We start from the raw sequence: 19,321 nt of genomic DNA on the forward strand, positions 1-19,321 counted from the left end.
TCTAAAAATAGGCTCTACTCTTTATGAACTGCTTAATGAGTAGAGCACCAATTATTATTTCTATAAAATATGGACAACCGTACAATTTATTTTTTATAAATCCCATACCATAAAAGGAAAACGGAGGGAATGATGAGACTTTGACGAAAGAAGGAAAGCATATTATCATTGATGCTTTTGAGTGCAATTCTACCCATTTAAATGACATCAATTTTTTAGAAGAAATGTGTAAAAAAGCTGCTCTTGATGCAGATATGGAGATTTTATACTCTTACTTCCACCAATTTCATCCACAAGGTGTAACAGGGGTGCTGGTTTTATCCACATCTCATTTATCCATTCATACATGGCCAGAAGAGAGGTATGTGTCATTAGATTTTTATACCTGTGGAACGCTGGAACTTACACCACAGGTTGAATTTCTTATTAAAGAGTTGTCATCAAAGCAAGCCATGGTCTACTCCATTTCTCGAGGCGTATCATATCCTCAATCGATCAATTGTGAAGAATTAGGCAGTTGATATTGCCTATTTAACCAAGGTGGAAATATATGAGAACCAAAAACGTAAAGCCATTTACCTATGGATCATTATATAAACAAGACACCCCTGATGGGAAAATTATTCCTCTAACGACTGGGAACCTAATAGATTTTACAATAGCAGGGCCCTACCAAAATACTAGACCAGATATTGCTGCGAATTCAATTACAGTTTACAAGTCAGGTGTATATCAAATCACTGCAGATGTATCCGTTATTCTGGAAGAAGACCAATCGGTGGTGTTCAACATTATCCGTCTACCTGATGGGTCCGACCCACTGATAGGTTCTACCTTTGAGGCAAACGGGATAAGCACCGTAACAGGAATAAATGTGCAGGCTTACTTGTATGCCGGGGAAGCAATTGGAATATTTATTGCTGATGCGTATGCTCCTAGAGGTAGACTGCCACGATATAATAGAGCCGCACTTACCGTACATTTACTTGGATATTAAAAGATTCACGTGGAGAACTTACAGATGATAAAAAAAGCTCGTCCACTTGCTATTTGGACCTTTTTCATGAGGTTATGGACCTTTTTCATGTGGTTTTGGACTATTTCCAAGAGGTTTTGGACCTTTTCCATAATGTTTTGAACTATTTTTATTAGGTTCTGGACAATTAGACATATATTACCAAATCACCACGTAAAAAAGCCTATCCACACCAGGTGGATAGGCTTTTTTATTATCTAACACCAAAAAACTGTTTAATTTTCCCAAACACACTCTTGTTTTTATCTTCTAACGGCTGCAATGGAATGGATTCCCCTAGAATACGTCTAGCAATATTTCGGTAAGCGATGGACGCTTTACTATTAGGATTCAAGGCAATCGGTTCGCCGTGGTTAGATGCTTTTATGACTTCCTCGTCATCTGCGACGATTCCAATTAACTCAATGGATAAATGTGTGGTAATTTCATCTACATCCAGCATATCGCCGCTCTTCATCATATGATTTCTGATCCGGTTAATCACTAATTTAGGTGCCTCAACGGTTTTAGCCTTTTCAAGAAGTCCAATGATTCTATCAGCATCACGGACAGCTGAAACCTCAGGTGTGGTGACAACGATTGCACGGTCAGCCCCGGCAATGGCGTTTTGGAAGCCTTGCTCAATTCCTGCAGGGCAATCAATAATGATATAGTCATAGTCTTGCTTAAGTTCATTAATTAGTTTGTGCATTTGTTCTGGCTTAACAGCTGACTTATCAACTGTTTGAGCGGCTGGCAGCAAATACAATAAATCTTCGAATCTCTTATCCTTTACGAGTGCTTGGTGGATTTTACATCTTCCTTCTACTACATCCACAAGATCGTAAATAATTCGATTTTCCAGCCCCATTACGACATCTAAATTGCGAAGGCCAATATCTGTATCTACTAAACATACTTTTTTTCCTTGAAGGGCCAATGCTGTACCTATATTAGCAGAAGTCGTGGTTTTTCCGACGCCGCCCTTACCGGATGTAATTACTATTGCCTCTCCCACATTAATGTCCCCCTTCTAATCTCGTTAAATTAGGCCTTAAATTTATTAAAACTTGCAATCTATCTACGATGATTTGATGGTTATCGTCGATGTACGCACATTCCATTTCACGTTTTTCATTATTTTGAGCGTTATCAGGGGCACGGTTTAGACAGTCACTAATCCTTAGCTGTGATGGCTTCATGCTAGATGCGGTAATAACCGCTTGATCATTACCAAAAACGCCTGCGTGCGCTATACCCTTTAAAGATCCCATGATAAAAATATTGCCGCCAGCTATCACAGTTCCACCTGGATTTACATCGCCAATGAGCAGTAAATCTCCTGGAACTTCTAAAACTTGTCCTGAACGGATGATACGAGCAACGGTAACGACTTCGTTTTCCGCTTTAAGCTTATCTACTTCTGCTCGTGTGACGACATTCGATTCAATTTTATCAACCACTAAATTCTTTTTCTGACGGATAAGGTCTCTTATTTCTTCAAGCTGAGCGTCTGTCAAATACCTGTTACCCACATCCACTTTAACAGGTGTTAATTGACTCTCAGCTTGAGTTCTTTGATTTTCTGATAGTTTTTCATCGAGCTCTTTTTTCAGCTCATAATAGGAACAGCTATCGTCAAGATGAAGGACAATTCCATCCTTCGTACCTTTAATCGTAACATTTTGTCGCTTTTTCATGGAGAAAACTCACCTCAAATAATAAGAACCACATGCGTGCCAAATAATCTATCCAAAGACACACTTCTATTATACAATTCGACACGCTTTGTGTATTCTCCTTTTTTAAAAAGAAATACAAAAATCATTCATCTCGCAAGCTTTCCGCAAAACTTTCAAAATGACGCTTGAACGGGTAGGCCGCAATCAAAAGAAAGACTGCATTTAGAATGAGGGAAGGATAAAAACGCATCTCCATATAACTCATGAATTCAAGAGTAGTGATATGGATTAAAAAGTCCATTTCATAAACTCCTAATTCAAGTAAGGCAATCCCTACTAAAGATACTAAAAATGCGACAATTATATTGGTCTGCAGCACATGCATAATTTTTGAAATAAGGTACGCAATGAATGGAAATAAGAATAGATAAATACCAATAATCTCGATCCAGACAATATCAAATAGCAGACCAAAAATGGCTGCATAAATGATTCCATATTTTCTGCTTGTATAAATGGTTAGAAACAATATTCCTGCGAATAGAAAGTGAGGCGCTAAAATGTAGTTGTGCCCGAAAACCTCTGGCGGGATATATTGGACGAATAAACTCTCTAATAAGAAAAGGAATAGAAACAAAAGAGGAAGTAGGAATTTCTTCACAAATCCTCCTCCTTCCCTTCGCCTTCGCCCATATCCGTTACATTAGGCTGAGCCATTGATCGTGTGATCACGATGATATTTTCCAAATCATAAAAATCCGCACCCGGTTCGACTAACGCCGTTTGATTCAATCCATATTGGTCTGGCTTTACCTCAATGACTTTCCCAATTTGCAAGCCCTTAGGAAAGACTCCACCTAAGCCGGAGGTGATGACATTTTGCCCTTTTTTTATTTCCACCCCTGAAGGGATCGCTTTTATTAACAACGCTTTTTTCTCTTTATCGTAACCTTCAACCAGTCCAAACACATCCGTCTCGCCTTGGACGATTGCAGAAATCCGATTTTTTGGATCCATTGCACTTAACAATTGAACCGTTGAACTAAATTGATTGACTGTTTTTACCTTGCCAATTAAGCCATGGGCAGTGACAACCGCCATATTTTTCTTAATTCCATTTGTTTTTCCTTTATTGATAATAATCATTTCATGCCAACGATCAGGGTTTCTACCTATTACTGTTGCCTGTAAAGGTTCAAAATCACTCAGGGTTTCTTCTTCACCAAGAATATCACGCAGCTCATTATTGTCCTTTTCAAGCTCATGTACCTGTGCTTCAAGGCTAACAAGCTTCTCTAGCCGTGATTTTAATTCTTTATTCTCTTCATATGTATTTTGCAAGTCCTGAAGATTTTCAAAGAAACCTGCAACTAAATGAGCAGGCTTTGAAACCAGGGATTGAACCAAGCCGGCAGTATCCTTTAAGAACTGCTCCGGCCAGGATAGTTTACTTCTCTCCCTTAACGAAAACCCAATCAATGCCACGAGAACAATAATGCTTACCAGCAAAACGATCAATCGTTTATTCAAAAAGAACTGTGGCATGATTATACACCTCTATTTTTATATACTTAGTGCTCTATAGTTATCTTGATTCTTTTGCTTTGTTTTTGAATAGTTGGATATGGTCTAGGGCTTTTCCAGTACCGATAGCCACACAATCAAGTGGATTTTCTGCAATAAGAACAGGCATATTGGTTTCTTCACTTATCACCTTGTCCAGATTTCGAAGCAGTGCTCCTCCGCCTGTTAAAACAATTCCACGGTCCATAATATCTGCAGCAAGCTCTGGTGGTGTTTTTTCTAATGTGTTTTTTACAGCCTCTACAATTGCGTAGACTGTATCTTTTAAAGCAACACCGATTTCCTTCGCTGTGATTTCAATCGTTTTCGGCAAACCAGTTAATAAGTCACGACCGCGGATTTCCATATTTTCGATTCCCTCAGGGTCACCTGCAGAACCAACTTCCATTTTAATGGCTTCCGCTGTACGCTCACCAATCATCAAGTTATAATTTTTTCGGATAAAAGAAACGATTGATTCGTCCATTTCATCCCCGGCCACGCGAATTGATATGCTCGTAACGATACCGCCTAAAGAAATAATTGCTACCTCCGTAGTACCGCCGCCAATATCGACCACCATACTGCCCGTTGGCTCCCATACAGGAAGGTTTGCTCCAATGGCCGCAGCAAATGGCTCCTCAATCGTATAGGCATCCTTAGCACCTGCTTGACGTGTTGCATCTATTACAGCTCTTTCCTCAACAGCGGTTATCCCTGATGGTACACAAACCATTACATAAGGCTTACCTGAGAAAATGCTCTTACTTTTTAACGCCATCCGGATATGGTGTTTCATCATCGCAGCTGTAATCTCAAAGTCCGCGATGACACCATCCTTCATTGGTCTCATTGCGACCACATTTCCTGGTGTACGTCCAATCATGTTCTTGGCATCATTACCAACTGCCACAATCGACTTCGTGTCTGTCTGCATAGCCACAACAGATGGCTCTCTTAATACAATTCCTTTACCTTTTACATAAACAAGGGTATTTGCGGTTCCCAAGTCAATCCCAAGGTCTCTTGTCCCAATTCCAAACATAGTTGTATCTCCCTTTCTGATACGAAAATTGCTAAAGGTAAGTGAATATACCTTCAAATCATGTATTTTTCTAGTAAAATTTATATAGTAATCACGAAAGATGTCCTAAAAAATCATAAACATTATTATATCCCAACGACCTAAAAAATCATAGTATTATAAATATCCTTTTTCCTTGAGAGAGACAAATTTATTTTCGCCAATGATGAGGTGGTCGAGGACGTCGATGCCTATCATTTTTCCGCATTCCACAAGCCTCTTTGTGACCTCGATATCCTCACGGCTCGGCGCCGGGTCGCCTGAAGGGTGATTATGGAGGCATATGATGGAGGCGGCTGATCTTTTTAGGGCCTCACGAAACACCTCTCTAGGGTGTACGATCGAGGCATTTAAGCTTCCAATAAAGATGGTTTGTTTATGGAGCACTTGATTTTTTGTATTTAAATATAAGCAAACAAAATGCTCTTGTGATAAAAAGCGCATGTCGTTCATCACATAGTTGGCGCCATCTTCAGGTGAGCGTATCACATAGCGATCTGTATAATTAAGGTTGGCAATCCTTCTGCCAATCTCAACAGCAGCTAGAACTTGAATGGCCTTTGCCTGACCGATTCCCTTAATTTCCGTCATTTCTTCTAACGTGGCTGCTTTTAAAAGCCGTAAACCTTCAAAATTTGTAAGCAGCCGGTTGGATAATTGTAAGACACTTTCATCCTTTGTACCAGTTCTAAGCAAAATTGCAATGAGTTCGTGGTTGGATAAACTCTCAGGACCATTTTGTATAAAACGTTCTCTAGGTCTTTCATCTTGAGGAAAATCACGGATCATTAATGAATTAGTCGACATTCTATTTCCTCCCTATTTTAGGGAGTTAATGAACTATCTAGTTGTTACGACAACTGGTAGCCTAGCCTTTTCAACTCACGATAGGTCTTTGAGACAGGCAGGCCGACAACCGCAAAATAGTCTCCATTAATTTTTTTGACAAGCATGCTTCCCAGCTGCTGAATACCATATGCACCTGCTTTATCAAGCGGTTCACCACTTTGTACATAGAAATTGATTTCTTCGTCCGTTAACTCCCAAAACCAAACTTCTGTTCTTTCGAAAAATCGAGCGGTTCCATTTGGAGACAAAATGGATACACCTGTGTAAACATCATGCCTTTTTCCAGAAAGCAATTTTAACATTTCTCTGGCGTCTGCTTCGTCAGTCGGCTTTCCTAAAACCTGACCATCCGCAACCACAATCGTGTCGGAACCAATAATAAAAGCATTCGGGTTTTCCTTAAAAATAACCTGTGCTTTTCGCTCGGCAAGATCCATCACTACATCCTCTGGAGAAAGCGTTGGATCAAAGCTTTCATCTACTTCACTGCTTGAGATTGTGAATGTTAATCGGAGGTTTTCTAGAAGTTCTTTTCGCCGTGGAGAAGAAGAGGCTAAAATGAGGTTCTGCATACAATCACCTTACCTTTTGCATCAATTAGGGAGATACATGTTAATCCTATCAGAATTTGTTGAAGCAAACAATTTTTATATTAATAAAGTTCGAAGAAATTTGTCAGATTATGCAAATTATACCTTTGATTTAAGTTCAGAATATTTTGGTTTTATTAGAAAAAGCCTGTCCAATTTAGACAGGCTTACTTTATTAAAATAATTTCCCGGAAAATATCAGCTTTTGTCGACTACATGGAATAATAAATGCTTAAAAAGTTTAATAAATGCTGCTGGGCTTCAATTAAACTATCTTCGTTCTTCTTTTCTTGAAAGGCTTTGACTTTATCAAGTGCACTTGATAATTCCTCGTTTAGATTCTTTACCTTATCATTTTTCAGGTCTGAGGATTGTTTCAATTGCTCACCTAAACTCGTGACTTCTTTACCAGCTTCAGATGATATACTTCCAGAAACAATGGCATTGGATGTGACCTTTGAGAGCTGTTGATAGATAGCTGGAGCAGCCTCTAAAAACCCTTTTTCACTTACATTTATATCCGACACTGTCTTTTCAGCAATGGGGATTTGTTTTGGTAGAACGTCATCAAAGCCATTCGCTTCATAATGACTTTCCATTTGTTTTGCTGTTTCAATCGAGTCTGCCACACCTAAAAACATAAATTCTTTATCATTCAAAGTTAGTGTTTGAGCTGGTGCACCTTTGCCTTTCGCCTCGTTTGCTGCCCCTGACGCTGCATCTTTGGAAGAGAAGGCACCACCTTGAACAATATACGCAGTTTGAGCACCTATGACAATAGAACTACTCTTCCCTCCGGTTGTTTCTGAACTTTTATCCGACCCCTTTTCTTCGACTGCAGGTTCAGTTACAGCTGGTTTACTATTTTCAGATATAACCAGCTTAAGCATTAAAACCCCAAAGCTCGTCCCAATCAAGATAGCAAAAACTGCCGTTACTAAGATGGATTTAAAAACTCCACCATTCCGCTTAGTTGAAAACGTTGAGAACGAAACAGGCTTCTTTTTCCCACCTTTTTTCGGATTCTGGCTGCTGACAACTTTATATTCCTTGATGTCATTATCTGAGGATTCAGGAATAATCCAATCAAAGCTTTCATCAATCGACTCCTTGGCGGCAGCAGTCTCTAGGAAACCATCCTGCCCGCTACTATCCTCATCGATCGTTATCACTTTAGTAAAAGAATCCTTACTAGATTCTTGATCCTTCTTTACGGGTTCATCTGAAAAGGTTTGGGTTTCTCCATTTAACTTTATTTTGATGGTGTTGCCACGATTCGGCTTGTCCACTAACTTGTACTCCTTCCTCTACCAATAGCAATTTCCCCCATCCTATCACAAAGACAAAAAAAAATAACAAGACTTTTGTCGTCTTGTTATACAATGCTTTCGCCAATTTTTTTACTTATTTTATTTTTATATGTTCTACTGAGATTTTGTCAATCTCAGAGCAGAGGTTTCGGTTTTCTCCATCTAAACAAACTTTAGTAATTTTCCCCTTAGTTACTTGAACATAAGTTTCCTCTGATGGAGATAATACTTTACCTGTATAAGGATCGTGGAATTCATTAATAAAATTTAATTTATATAATTCCTTATAAGTGATTTGAGTTAGGCTGTTTCTATCCGCAACTTTTTCATCATTAAGATATAAATCAGCTGCTTGTACAATTGTTAATGCATTATTAACAAATGTCTTATCTTTTGATTTAGCGATTACATTCGAAATCGAAAGAAGTCCAATTGATGCAATAAAGCCTAGGATAACAATTACTGCCAGCACTTCTACAAGTGAATATCCTTTTTCATTAAAACAACTTATTTTTTTCATGTAAAAATCCTTTTACTTGGAATTAAGAAAAGTAATTTCTAATTATTTTCTAATACATCTGAAAATGCGCTTAGTGGATTTTTCTTGTTAGCTGGTCCTGGTGCATCAATCTTCGGCAAATCAGCAATTAAATCATTCAAAGTAGGCAGATAATAGGCAGAAACAGATAGACTGTAACTTAATTTATCTGCTGCTGGCTCTTTTTCCAAACTAGTAATTTCCTGGCCGCCACTATAGTTAATAGATTCCACTACAACAATCCTGTTCAAAGACTCAAGAGTACTAATAAACTTTTCCAAGTCTTCATATGTTGGTGATTCGACATTCAAGCTAATGGTTAGCTTCTTTAAACCAGTGACGGTATTTGCCATTTGTGCTTCTTTTTCTGCCTCAACTTCCTGTACAGTCTTGACCTCTAGTGATTCATCAGTGCTAGTTTCACCATTCGAGGCGGAATTTTCTTGTACAGGTGGTGCAATCGTAACATCAACGTCTTTAGAGAAGCTCATAGATTTAACCAAACTATTTGAAACGTTTTCTGCTCTTTCAAGATCCAAGATAAACTGCTCTTGAAGTGGAGTGACAGGTACCTTCTTTTGTAGTTCTCTAGTATCTTCTACAACCTTATTCGTTTCATCTGTTTTTTTCTCTATAATGCCATCCAAAAGCTTTTGTTCTGATTGAAGTGACTGCTCTTTCATTTCAAGGTCAGACTTCAAAGGTGAGAGCATTATGAATTGAGCAATCGCAATGAGTAATACAACTAGGAGAATGCCGACCAACAGTATCAGCTTTTCTTTTTTTGAAAGTTTAAGCTTCATGATGCTGTCTCTCCCTCCTCATCACTGTTACCTTTGTTTAGAAGCTGTTTAATAGTATCTTTTGTAAATTTAACCTCGAACTGACCTATATATCTTGGAACATATTTATTAGTTGGAACGGCAACCTTAGTTGTTTCTGTATCACTTGTTCCCGTCGGATTAGCCGGGGTAAAGATAAATCTGGTTGGATCATTCGGGTCTATAGTAACGATAAAGCTATCATTAATATTCGGCTGGTTATTTTCAGTTTGAGTACCAGTGGCATTAGGAGCTGGTTCTTTCGCTTCTTCCACCTCTTGAGCATTTAATGAGCTGAGACTAGCTTCATTAATCCAATCAGATTCATTTAAATTATCAAGGAAGTAAGCAGCCTCCCTAGCACTATCAAATTGAACTGAAAGTGAAACCGTTCCTGCTTCAGTATAGCTAAAGGATTGAATAAAACCTCGTTCAGGTAATAAACCTGTTAAGTGCTGCATAACAGGAACTGTTTGTATTGGATAATTATTTGCCCAATCCACTGCACTTTTTAGTACGGTTATAGACATCTGTGATTCATTTTTGCCAATATTTTTTTGCTCAATTTCAGCAAGCTTTTTAGTCGATGATATTTGTTCTTCTACAGCAGAAATATCAGACTTTACTAATTGGATTTGCCAGAAATAAACTCCTCCAACTAATAATAATACTGCAACAAAACTTACTAACATAATCACTAAACTCTTTTTACCACGTTCTTTTTGGGGAAGCAGGTTAATTTCTACTAGCATCATTTCACCTCTTTTAAAGCGAGACCTAAAGATAATAATAGATTAGCCGGTACGCTTCCTGTTTTACCATTACCATCTGCTTCCTGCTCAATTCTCTCAACAGGAATATCAAATCTTTCGTTCATTTCATCAAAAATCGCTTCTAGCATTGGATGGTCACCGTTTAAAAGAAACTTGGTAACATCCTTTTTTTCATTTGATAGTGTATAGCGATAAAAATCCACCAGCTTGTTGATTTCATTCAAAATATCTTCAATCTGCATCGCTAACTCTTCCGTTTCACCAGTGTATTTAAATAGCATGGTGCCGGCAATGTCTTGTTTGATTTCCCATTTTTCCATATCAAAAGGTAATGGAAACTGTCGCATGACTAAGGGAACGGTTTCTTCAAAGATGCACAAATTAACACTTGTTAAGTCAAACTGCACTGTAAACAATACTTCATTTTCTCTTGCTAATTCTAGTTGATGATATAAACGATACAGTGCAAGCGGAGAAATTTCTGCTGCAATTGGTTTTAGCTTAAGACTAGAGAATAATTCTGCATATTCCATTACATATTGTTCCGGGGCAGCAAACAAAAGTAAATCCTTTGTTTTCCCGTTATTAGCAAGTGGAAAATAATCAAAGACTGGTTCTTCAAATGGTAAATGAATACTCGATCCAAGTTCCAAATACAGATATCCCTTGATTTCATCATCTTGAATATCAGCAGGAATAGAGACTTTACGAATGATTACAAGTGGATCGGGGACAATGAAGCGCACCTGACGACCTTTTATTTTCCATTCATCAATACACTCTTCGAGTATATTCGCTAGCGAATCAATATCAGTAATCTTCCCATCGGTTATTAAACCTGGGGGAAGGAAGCGTTCGCACCATTTTTGTGCAGCAGGGGGGTTCGCTTGTTTTAATTCAACGAAACGAACCGAATGATCATTTACTACTAGGTTAACTATTCGATTTTTTGATGAAAAGAGGGAAAATGCCATAATAATTACCCCTTGCTTAAAAAGCTGTATTAAGAAACTGTAAGTATAAATCGATGAGTTCCGAACCCCAATAATAAGCCGTCAATGTCCCGGCTGCAATAAATGGTCCGAACGGAATCGGCTGTTTTCTTTTTACAATTTTAAAAAGAAGCGCCAAACCGCCAATGACGGCTCCAAATAATGTAGAAAAAAAGAAGGATAAAAGTACTAGTTTAAAGCCTAATACGAAACCGAGTAACGCATAAAGTTTAACATCACCAAAGCCCATTCCACCTCTACTTACCAGTGCAATGACAAGTAGGAGAACAAAACCAGTAACGGCACCTAATAGGCTGTTCCACCATGGTGTGAGTGGGATAAAAATCCGTTCCAATAAAAAAATCCCTGCAAACCAGATTAAGATCTTATCAGGGATGATCATATAGTGAATATCAGAAACAACAATTATGATAAACATTGAAATTAGTGTTAATGCTATTACTAATTCTCCGGACCATCCAATCACAAGTGGAGCTGTTGCAAACAATATGCCAGTCAGTAATTCAAAAAACGGATAGATAGGAGAAATCCGCGACTGACAGCCGCGGCATTTCCCTTTTTGGAGCATATATGAAATTACAGGTATAAGTTCATATGATCTCAATTGATGCCCACAGGATGGACAAGCCGACCGAGGGGTAACAATAGAGTGTTTTAATGGTACTCGAAGACCAATCACGTTATAAAAGGAGCCTAAGAGTAAACCATAGATTAATAATAAAATGAACATTACTTGGCTATTTCAATAAGTTCTTGTTCAGTTTTTCCATTTTCATCTGTTGTACCATCAGCTAATTTAAGTTTCGAAGAATCGTGTGATGTTAAATTATAATCGAATCCACCATTTGTTGTATTTACAGATACCGTAATTGTGAAATCTTTATCATCAGTACGATCAAGATATGCTGTTAGATCAGCTTCAGTTAAATCCCCTGCAAAACCATTTGCCTCAACTAGACCAGCATCAACCTTTTTATCATCAGATTCATTAGCCATAAACATTTTTGCTGCACTAATAATTTGTAACCCTTCTTGTGCTTTTGACTTTGTTTCAGATTTACTGATAACACTAGAAATAGCAGGAATTGCAATTGCAGCGATAATCCCTAAAATAACGATTACTGCTAGTAATTCGATTAATGTGAAACCTTTTTGTTCCTTAAGTTTTGCACCCAATTTTTTTAACATTTTACATCTCCCTCTGGTTCTATGAACCTAGTAATATTTCTCTATGAGTATACAATAATTGTAAGCTTAAGAAAAGAGAAATTTATCATAATTTGTCATATTTTTAAAGCATTTGTAATATTTACTAGTATTCCGTTACATTAACTCATCTGGTCAAACATTGAGAACAAAGGCATCATAATCGAAAGTACAATTACCCCGACTACACCAGCTAGGAATACAATCATAATTGGTTCAATTAAGGATTTTAGCCTATCTGTTCCTTGCTCAACTTCTTTCTCATAGAACTCTGCAATTTTAGACAGCATCGAATCTAAAGCTCCTGTACTTTCACCTATGGATATCATTTGTGTCACTAAAGGTGGAAATGCCCAGTGGTCCATCATTGGTTCAGTCATTGATCGACCTTTTTCAAGAGAATTCCGAGATTCTCTTATTACTCTTGCGATAACCTCGTTTTCTACTACCTTTTCAACAATCGACATCGCTTGCAATATTGGAACAGAACTAGAGAATAGAGAACTAAGTGTTCTCATCATTCGAGCCAGTGCAGCTTTTTGCAGCATATTCCCAAATATCGGCATTCTTAAGAGAAAGTAATCTAAATAATATTTTGTTTTCTTATTTTTCTTCATATAAATAATCGTAATCACAAAACCTAATACGATGAGGAGTATCATCCACCAGAACGATTGCATAAACCCACTAGCATTTAATACAAATTTTGTAATCCCGGGAAGCTCAGCCCCCATATCTTCAAACATTGTAACGAATGTTGGAACAACGCCAACTAATAAAAAGATTACTGCTCCAATTGCAAGAATCCCGATTACTGCCGGGTAAGTCAAGGCAGATTTTACTTTTGCTACAGTATCATGCTGTTTTTCAAAATCGTCTGCCAGCTTCTCTAGTGTTTCATCCATATTCCCTGCAACTTCTCCAGCCTTCACCATATTAATAAACATCGAGTTAAAAATCTTCTTATGTTTCGCAACGGACTCTGAATAAGGATTTCCTTCACGTAAATCCTGTTCAACAGCTTGTAATGCCTTTTTCAGGGCTTTACTTTCAGTTTGGACCGCTAGAATTCCTGTGGCCTCAACAACGGTTACTCCTGCTTTTATTAAAGTTGCAAATTGCCTTAAATATATGACAAAATGCTGAAGCTTAACCGGATTTCCAATTGTTAATTCCATGGTCATAAGGGTTTCAGGTACTTCGGTCATTTCAATGACTCGAATTCCATCTTCTTTTAGTTTAGCCATTGCCTCTCTTCTGGAAGCAGCAGTTACAGTTCCCTCTTTTTTCCCTCGTCGGTCGCGTCCTAAATATTTGAATCTAGCCATCCAGCATCATCTTTTCTTGTAGATATTTGGTTGCCGCTTCTCTTTGAATTACATTTCGATCAATCAAGTCTTTTATACTCATTTCAAGTGTATGCATTCCTTGAGCACGTGAAGTTTGCATTGTACTCTGGATTTGATGGATTTTTTCATTTCGAATTAAGTTGGCAATGGCTGGGTTATTAACAAGAACTTCTGTAGCAGCCTTCCTCCCCTTTTTATCAAGCGTAGGGAATAACCGCTGCGAAATAACCCCCACTAAAACAGAAGCTAACTGGACCCGAATTTGCGGCTGTTGTGCTGGTGGAAATACGTCGATAATCCGGTTAATGGTGGATGGAGCACTGGATGTATGAAGTGTCCCTAATACAAGGTGACCTGTTTCTGCAGCAGTAATTGCAATTCCGATTGTTTCTAAATCACGCATTTCCCCCACTAGAATAATGTCTGGGTCTTGACGAAGTGCACCTTTTAAACCATTTGCATAGGATTTCGTGTCAAAACCAACTTCTCGTTGGTCAATAATCGAATTTCCATGTTTGTGTAGATATTCGATAGGATCTTCTAAGGTAACAATATGCTTCCGCATAGTACGGTTCACGTAGTCAATCATTGAAGCAAGTGTGGTTGATTTACCACTACCTGTCGGACCAGTGACCAGAATTAACCCTTGTGGTTTCTCGCAAAGTTCTGGGATAATTTTTGGCAAATCTAGTTCTTCGATGGTTGGAGTTTTGGAAGCAACCACCCTTAGTGCTAATGACACACTTTTCCGTTGGTGATAAGCATTAACACGAAAGCGCGATACTCCGGGAATACCATAAGAGTAATCGAGCTCCCCTTTTTCCTTAAATAACTCATACATATTTTCTGGTATGGTTATTTTCGCGATTTCTTCTGTGTCTGCAGGAAGTAATATATCCTTCCCATAACGTTTAATATCCCCATTTATACGAAAGATAGGTGGGACGCCAACGGTAAGATGGATGTCAGATGCCTTAAATTCCAACGCCGCCCTTAATATATTCTCTATTTTTTCTCTCATAGTGTTTTTCTCCTACTCCAAGATGGCTACACGCAATACTTCTTCTGTTGTAGTTAGACCTTGTTTAACCTTTAATAATCCATCGTCAATCAAAAAGATGGTTTTATTTTTTATCGCATGTTCCTTTAATTTATGAGTTGAATCTTCATTCATAATAATCCTGCGCATATCATCGTTCAGGACGAGTACTTCATGAAGGGCAACCCTTCCCTTATAACCAGTCATATTACAAGATTGACAGCCTTTACCGCGCGTGATTTTTTCAATTTTCATTCCCCGGCGAGCAAATATATCAATTTCTCGTTTGGTCGCTTCTTGAACCTCTGCGCAATCGCGGCACACCTTCCGCACTAACCGTTGTGCAACGATTCCAGTTAAGGAGGACGCGATTAAAAACGGTTCAACTCCCATATCAATTAACCTCGTAATTGTACCTAAAGAGTCATTGGTATGTAGTGTACTAAGTACTAAGTGCCCCGTCAAAGAAGCACGTACGGCGGTTTCGGCGGTCTCTTTATCACGAATTTCCCCAACCATGATAATGTTTGGATCTTGGCGAAGAATTGATCGTAATCCAGCTGCAAAAGTCATTCCCACATTCGTGTTTACCTGTATTTGATTAATTCCTTCTAGCTGATATTCAACTGGATCCTCAATGGTAATAATGTTCACTTGTTCGCTGTTTAAACGATTAAGAGCGGCGTAAAGGGTTGATGATTTACCAGAACCCGTTGGACCTGTAATCAAGACAATCCCTGTAGGCTGCTCTATCATTTCCGAGAATCGCTTAAGATTTAAGGCATTGAAACCAATTTTGTTTAAATCATTTAGGGCCGCTCCCATGTCCAATATCCGCATAACAATTTTCTCGCCGTAAACCGTCGGGAGGGTTGAAACACGAAGATCAATGGGGTGGAAATCCAGATTCATTTTAATCCGGCCATCCTGCGGAATACGGTGTTCAGTTATATCAAGATTGGACATAATCTTAACCCTTGCTGTTAGCACACTTCTCATATGCCTTGGCAATACACGTTCCACTCGCAGTACTCCATCAACACGATACCGAACGACCACTTTTGTTTCCTGAGGATCAATGTGAATATCACTTGCCTTTTGGATTACTGCATTGGTGAGAATCTGATTAACTAATCTTACAATAGGTGAATCAAGGTCGTTTATATCATCGTCACGGCCCCTATCACTTGACGAAAGATCATCAAACAACTCTTCAAGACCTTCATCAACATTGTAATATTTATTAATTGCCCTTAAGATACCTTCTTTTGTCGCAATTGCGGTTTCGATTTGAAATCCTGTTGAAAGACGTAGGTCATCGATAACGATAAAATCCATTGGGTCAACCATGGCTACAAAAAGTTTATTGCCTTCTTTTTTTAGGGGAACAATCAAATTACGCCTTGCAGTTTCTTTTGATATTAGTGAAAAAAGATTCGTATCAAAAGGATAATGCATCAGGTTGATATTCGGAATTCCTAATTGAACCTCCAATACCTCTGCAAGCTGCTGATCTGTTATATAACCTCTTTGTAGCAGGGCATCCCCAATTTTTTGATTTTGCGCCTTTTCCTCTAATGTTGATTGAAGCTGCTCAGGAGTTATTAACCCTTCCGCAATTAACAAATCTCCTAGTCGTCTACGTGTTTGTTTCATTTATCATCACTACTTAGATTATTTTGCTGTCTCATTTGGTTTCCCCCAAAGGTCATCATCCAAATTTTGTTCAATATTCGTAGGAGGTGGTGTTGTTGGATTTCCAGTAGAATCACCCTCATTTGCAGCTGTAGCAGGTGTTTTGGTAGTAGCACCCTCCTGTGTTCCTTTTAAACCATGTACTTCAACACGGTAAACAGGTGGATAGTAGTCCTCAAATAATAATTCACTGTTAATCATTTGTACGCCTTGATAGGTTTCTCGATAAATTTTTACGATTTGCCCATCTCCACCATTAGAAAGGACCTTTAAGTTTCCTGTGAGTAGTAATGGACTATATTGAACAATGGTTTTAGGCTTTAATTGCTGAGCCTCTTTTTTGCTAATTTTATAATCGTAAAGGAACTTTTCTCCCTTAAGCGTAACGATTAGATCTTTATTATCTAATTTAAGTTCTACGGTATATGGTGTTGTATTCGGATTAACGATAATGAAATCTGCACCAGTGGCTGAATTAACCTTCGCTTCAAATCCTACAGCTGAATAATTCGGAAGCGAACTACTAATATTTCTTTCCACAATCTTAAAATTCGTTGGTAATATCGACTGATAGATACCGGTCGCGATAATACTTAAAGCAGTAGGATTTTCTATCTTCTGCAGCTTGGCAAATTCAAGTAAGGAAAAATTAGCACCTTCAGCAATTTGTATTTCAGGATTTGCAGTAACTAGAGTCGCTAAGTCCTTCGGGACTTCTGTTAACATAACAATAGCAGTACTTATGACATTATCTTTTTTACTAGCTTCAGCAATAAGATATTCCTTATTCAAATTGTATTTATAAGAGCCTGTTTCAAACTTAGCGGCTGTATTGGATAAATCTGTTATTAGCTTTGTGAGTTCAAGTTCATTTAAGTCAATCTGTGGAAATTGTAATTGGATTTGATCCTCAACGGGCATTAGATCAATTGTCATCGAAACTGTATTGTTTTGTCCGTCCTTTATTGAATAGACTGACTGGGTTGCATCAAACCTAAATAGGTTACTATCAAATGGTGCAATTTTTTCACTGTACTGAAGTTCAAACTTTGTATTTTTTACCCATTCCACATACTTCTCCTCTAACAAAGCAATCGTTTCACTTTCTGTTTTCCCAGAAACATCTATAGAACCAACCGTAGTCCCTTCTGAGTACATGCCGTCAGAGGAATTCGTTATATTTTCAAATGCTTTGGCTCCAAAATGGGAAGAACTAAAAATAACAACCGTGCTTAAAAAAAGTACAACAAATAATTTAATGAATGGTTGGTACTTACTCAAAATTTATGCCCCACTTCTTTTAAGTTATTTTTGTAATTCAAGTACTTTCATTGGTTTACTTTCATCATTGTCAGTTGATCGTGCTGCTGCAACCTCTTTATCAGCAAATAATTCTTCTAATTCAAAATCTTCTAGGTGAGATTTTTTATTTTTGTTTTTTTCTTCATCGATGCCTAATGTTAATTCTGCAAGCTCATCCAGCCAGCCTTCCTCATCGAGGGAATCTACCTTTTCCTCTAGTACTTCTACCTTCTCTTGGGTACTTTCCTCTAGTAAACTTTCAATATCAGATAAGTAACCAACTTCAAGTTCTCCACCCTCTAAGTCTTCCTCTGGCTCAATTTCAATCTCTCGTTCTTGTAAAAAGGATATATCTTCGTCTAAAGATTCAGCAGAAAAAGTCTCTTCATCTTGTTTAGATAATGATGTAGAAGCAGTGATTTCCAATTCAGATAAATCCATAAGCTCTATGTCAGTAGTTGACTCAGATTGTTTTGTTAACATAATTGATGAGTCACTATCCGGAATCTCATTTTCTTCAATGAACTGCTCTTTAGTCATATACATAACCTTTCCTAGGCGACTATCCATTATAAATGCCGCAAAAAAGGAAAGAACCAGTAAAATCAATAACGTTTGCCAAAGAGGAATAACTGAAACTGCTGCAAGTCCACCCAATGCTAACAACCCACTAGATATTACAACGACAAACTTTCCTTTAGTCGTATACCCAAGTGGTAATAAAAAATGAATCAATAACATCAAAAGCATAGAACCTAATACCCAAATAACTGTTAGCATTCATTCACATCCCTTTTACTAGTTCATTCATACTATAAAACAACATTTTTTAACAAAAATTTATATTTTTTATCATCTAATACAATAATTAGACAAAATTCGTCTACTAGATATTGTATAATACTTTGGGATAGTTTAAAAGAAGATGGAAAATATTTATAGGTATTAATTACCGAAATTTGTTATTTTTTGTCTAAATAATTTGTTAAAATGTATCTATGAAAATAGAAATATAATATTTTCTGCCCAGAAGGGAATGAATTATATGAATTTTTTCAAGAGTGAAAAGGGTGTTACCTTAGTAGAGGTACTGGTCTCAATTACTCTTTTGTCTATCATACTAATTACATTAATGAATATTTTTCCACAAATGGGAATGATGAATAATCATACTAAACTTAAAGCCCAGGGAATAAATACAGCAAAAGAAGTTCTTCTTAAATGGCAAAATGATAATGACAGATTAAAGCTTTTTTTTGATACACCAGATGTATCGGTTATTCCAGAGTATAAACCAATTAACGGTAACTCTTATAACTTCGAGTATGTAAATGGAGATTTTTTAGTAAACGTTAAAATCAAAAAAAACTCCAGTAAAGAATCTGACCTATATAACGCACATCTTATTAGTGTAAAACTATATAACATAAAAAAAACAGATAAAGTCGTTAGTGAAACATACGGCTACGTAAAAATTAGGAGATGAGTTTTT

At 37.6% G+C, this 19,321-nt stretch carries 22 protein-coding genes; 3 read left to right on the forward strand and 19 right to left on the reverse strand.

Annotated features, from left to right (window positions below; genetic code table 11):
* Positions 1–140: 140 nt before the first annotated feature.
* Together speD and CHI06_RS12010 are read left to right on the forward strand one after the other, a co-directional pair.
* Positions 141–521 (forward strand): adenosylmethionine decarboxylase, encoded by a 381-nt coding sequence (speD, locus tag CHI06_RS12005; protein WP_095248791.1) that lies wholly within the window; start codon positions 141–143, stop codon positions 519–521.
* Between the two features lie 29 nt (positions 522–550).
* Positions 551–997, forward strand: a complete 447-nt coding sequence (locus tag CHI06_RS12010) for a hypothetical protein (protein WP_095248792.1) — start codon at positions 551–553, stop codon at positions 995–997.
* Between the two features lie 232 nt (positions 998–1,229).
* Here CHI06_RS12010 and minD read toward each other — a convergent pair whose 3' ends face one another.
* From minD to CHI06_RS12105, 19 genes are all read right to left on the reverse strand, one after another.
* Positions 1,230–2,033, reverse strand: coding sequence for a septum site-determining protein MinD (gene minD, locus CHI06_RS12015; RefSeq protein ID WP_095248793.1), 804 nt, complete (start codon positions 2,031–2,033; stop codon positions 1,230–1,232).
* Position 2,034: 1 nt separating this feature from the next.
* Positions 2,035–2,715: a septum site-determining protein MinC gene (gene minC, locus CHI06_RS12020; RefSeq protein WP_095248794.1), complete on the reverse strand. Its 681-nt coding sequence runs from the start codon at positions 2,713–2,715 to the stop codon at positions 2,035–2,037.
* A gap of 124 nt (positions 2,716–2,839) precedes the next feature.
* Complete coding sequence (gene mreD, locus CHI06_RS12025; RefSeq protein ID WP_095248795.1) at positions 2,840–3,358, reverse strand: rod shape-determining protein MreD; 519 nt, start codon at positions 3,356–3,358, stop codon at positions 2,840–2,842.
* On the reverse strand, positions 3,355–4,242 hold the full coding sequence (mreC, locus tag CHI06_RS12030) for a rod shape-determining protein MreC (RefSeq protein ID WP_095248796.1): 888 nt from the start codon (positions 4,240–4,242) through the stop codon (positions 3,355–3,357). The genes mreD and mreC overlap by 4 nt, the downstream gene beginning before the upstream one ends.
* 40 nt (positions 4,243–4,282) lie before the next feature.
* Entirely contained in the window at positions 4,283–5,305 is a 1,023-nt protein-coding gene (locus CHI06_RS12035) for a rod shape-determining protein (RefSeq protein WP_095248797.1), read from the reverse strand.
* Positions 5,306–5,461: 156 nt separating this feature from the next.
* Complete coding sequence (gene radC / locus CHI06_RS12040; protein WP_095248798.1) at positions 5,462–6,151, reverse strand: RadC family protein; 690 nt, start codon at positions 6,149–6,151, stop codon at positions 5,462–5,464.
* 44 nt (positions 6,152–6,195) lie between these two features.
* Positions 6,196–6,765, reverse strand: coding sequence for a Maf family protein (locus tag CHI06_RS12045; protein ID WP_095248799.1), 570 nt, complete (start codon positions 6,763–6,765; stop codon positions 6,196–6,198).
* 230 nt (positions 6,766–6,995) lie between these two features.
* Positions 6,996–8,072 (reverse strand): SPOR domain-containing protein, encoded by a 1,077-nt coding sequence (locus CHI06_RS12050; RefSeq protein WP_095248800.1) that lies wholly within the window; start codon positions 8,070–8,072, stop codon positions 6,996–6,998.
* A 115-nt stretch (positions 8,073–8,187) separates the two neighbouring features.
* Positions 8,188–8,613: a type II secretion system protein gene (locus tag CHI06_RS12055; RefSeq protein WP_095248801.1), complete on the reverse strand. Its 426-nt coding sequence runs from the start codon at positions 8,611–8,613 to the stop codon at positions 8,188–8,190.
* Between the two features lie 38 nt (positions 8,614–8,651).
* Positions 8,652–9,434 carry a hypothetical protein gene (locus CHI06_RS12060; protein ID WP_095248802.1) on the reverse strand — a complete coding sequence of 261 codons (783 nt, stop codon included), beginning with the start codon at positions 9,432–9,434 and terminating at the stop codon, positions 8,652–8,654.
* Positions 9,431–10,207, reverse strand: a complete 777-nt coding sequence (locus CHI06_RS12065; protein ID WP_142300953.1) for a PilN domain-containing protein — start codon at positions 10,205–10,207, stop codon at positions 9,431–9,433. Before CHI06_RS12065 ends, CHI06_RS12060 begins: the two co-directional genes overlap by 4 nt.
* Positions 10,204–11,199 (reverse strand): type IV pilus biogenesis protein PilM, encoded by a 996-nt coding sequence (pilM, locus tag CHI06_RS12070; RefSeq protein WP_095248804.1) that lies wholly within the window; start codon positions 11,197–11,199, stop codon positions 10,204–10,206. The genes CHI06_RS12065 and pilM overlap by 4 nt, the downstream gene beginning before the upstream one ends.
* 16 nt (positions 11,200–11,215) lie before the next feature.
* Positions 11,216–11,968 carry a prepilin peptidase gene (locus CHI06_RS12075; RefSeq protein ID WP_095248805.1) on the reverse strand — a complete coding sequence of 251 codons (753 nt, stop codon included), beginning with the start codon at positions 11,966–11,968 and terminating at the stop codon, positions 11,216–11,218.
* A complete protein-coding gene (locus CHI06_RS30920) occupies positions 11,968–12,426 on the reverse strand; it encodes a prepilin-type N-terminal cleavage/methylation domain-containing protein (RefSeq protein ID WP_095248806.1) in 459 nt (152 codons plus the stop codon). Before CHI06_RS30920 ends, CHI06_RS12075 begins: the two co-directional genes overlap by 1 nt.
* 140 nt (positions 12,427–12,566) lie before the next feature.
* Positions 12,567–13,772 (reverse strand): type II secretion system F family protein, encoded by a 1,206-nt coding sequence (locus CHI06_RS12085; RefSeq protein WP_095248807.1) that lies wholly within the window; start codon positions 13,770–13,772, stop codon positions 12,567–12,569.
* Positions 13,765–14,814 carry a type IV pilus twitching motility protein PilT gene (locus CHI06_RS12090; protein ID WP_095248808.1) on the reverse strand — a complete coding sequence of 350 codons (1,050 nt, stop codon included), beginning with the start codon at positions 14,812–14,814 and terminating at the stop codon, positions 13,765–13,767. Before CHI06_RS12090 ends, CHI06_RS12085 begins: the two co-directional genes overlap by 8 nt.
* A gap of 12 nt (positions 14,815–14,826) precedes the next feature.
* Positions 14,827–16,488 (reverse strand): GspE/PulE family protein, encoded by a 1,662-nt coding sequence (locus tag CHI06_RS12095; protein WP_095248809.1) that lies wholly within the window; start codon positions 16,486–16,488, stop codon positions 14,827–14,829.
* Positions 16,489–16,506: 18 nt separating this feature from the next.
* Positions 16,507–17,808, reverse strand: a complete 1,302-nt coding sequence (locus CHI06_RS12100) for a VanW family protein (RefSeq protein WP_095248810.1) — start codon at positions 17,806–17,808, stop codon at positions 16,507–16,509.
* Positions 17,809–17,832: 24 nt separating this feature from the next.
* The gene (locus CHI06_RS12105) at positions 17,833–18,609 is read right to left on the reverse strand and encodes a hypothetical protein (protein WP_095248811.1); all 777 of its coding nucleotides are present in this window, start codon (positions 18,607–18,609) and stop codon (positions 17,833–17,835) included.
* A 265-nt stretch (positions 18,610–18,874) separates the two neighbouring features.
* Between CHI06_RS12105 and CHI06_RS12110 the strand changes: the two genes are divergently transcribed.
* On the forward strand, positions 18,875–19,315 hold the full coding sequence (locus CHI06_RS12110; RefSeq protein WP_142300954.1) for a type IV pilus modification PilV family protein: 441 nt from the start codon (positions 18,875–18,877) through the stop codon (positions 19,313–19,315).
* Positions 19,316–19,321 lie beyond the last annotated feature (6 nt).

Source organism: Bacillus sp. 7884-1, assembly GCF_002272245.1.
GTDB lineage: Bacteria > Bacillota > Bacilli > Bacillales > Cytobacillaceae > Neobacillus.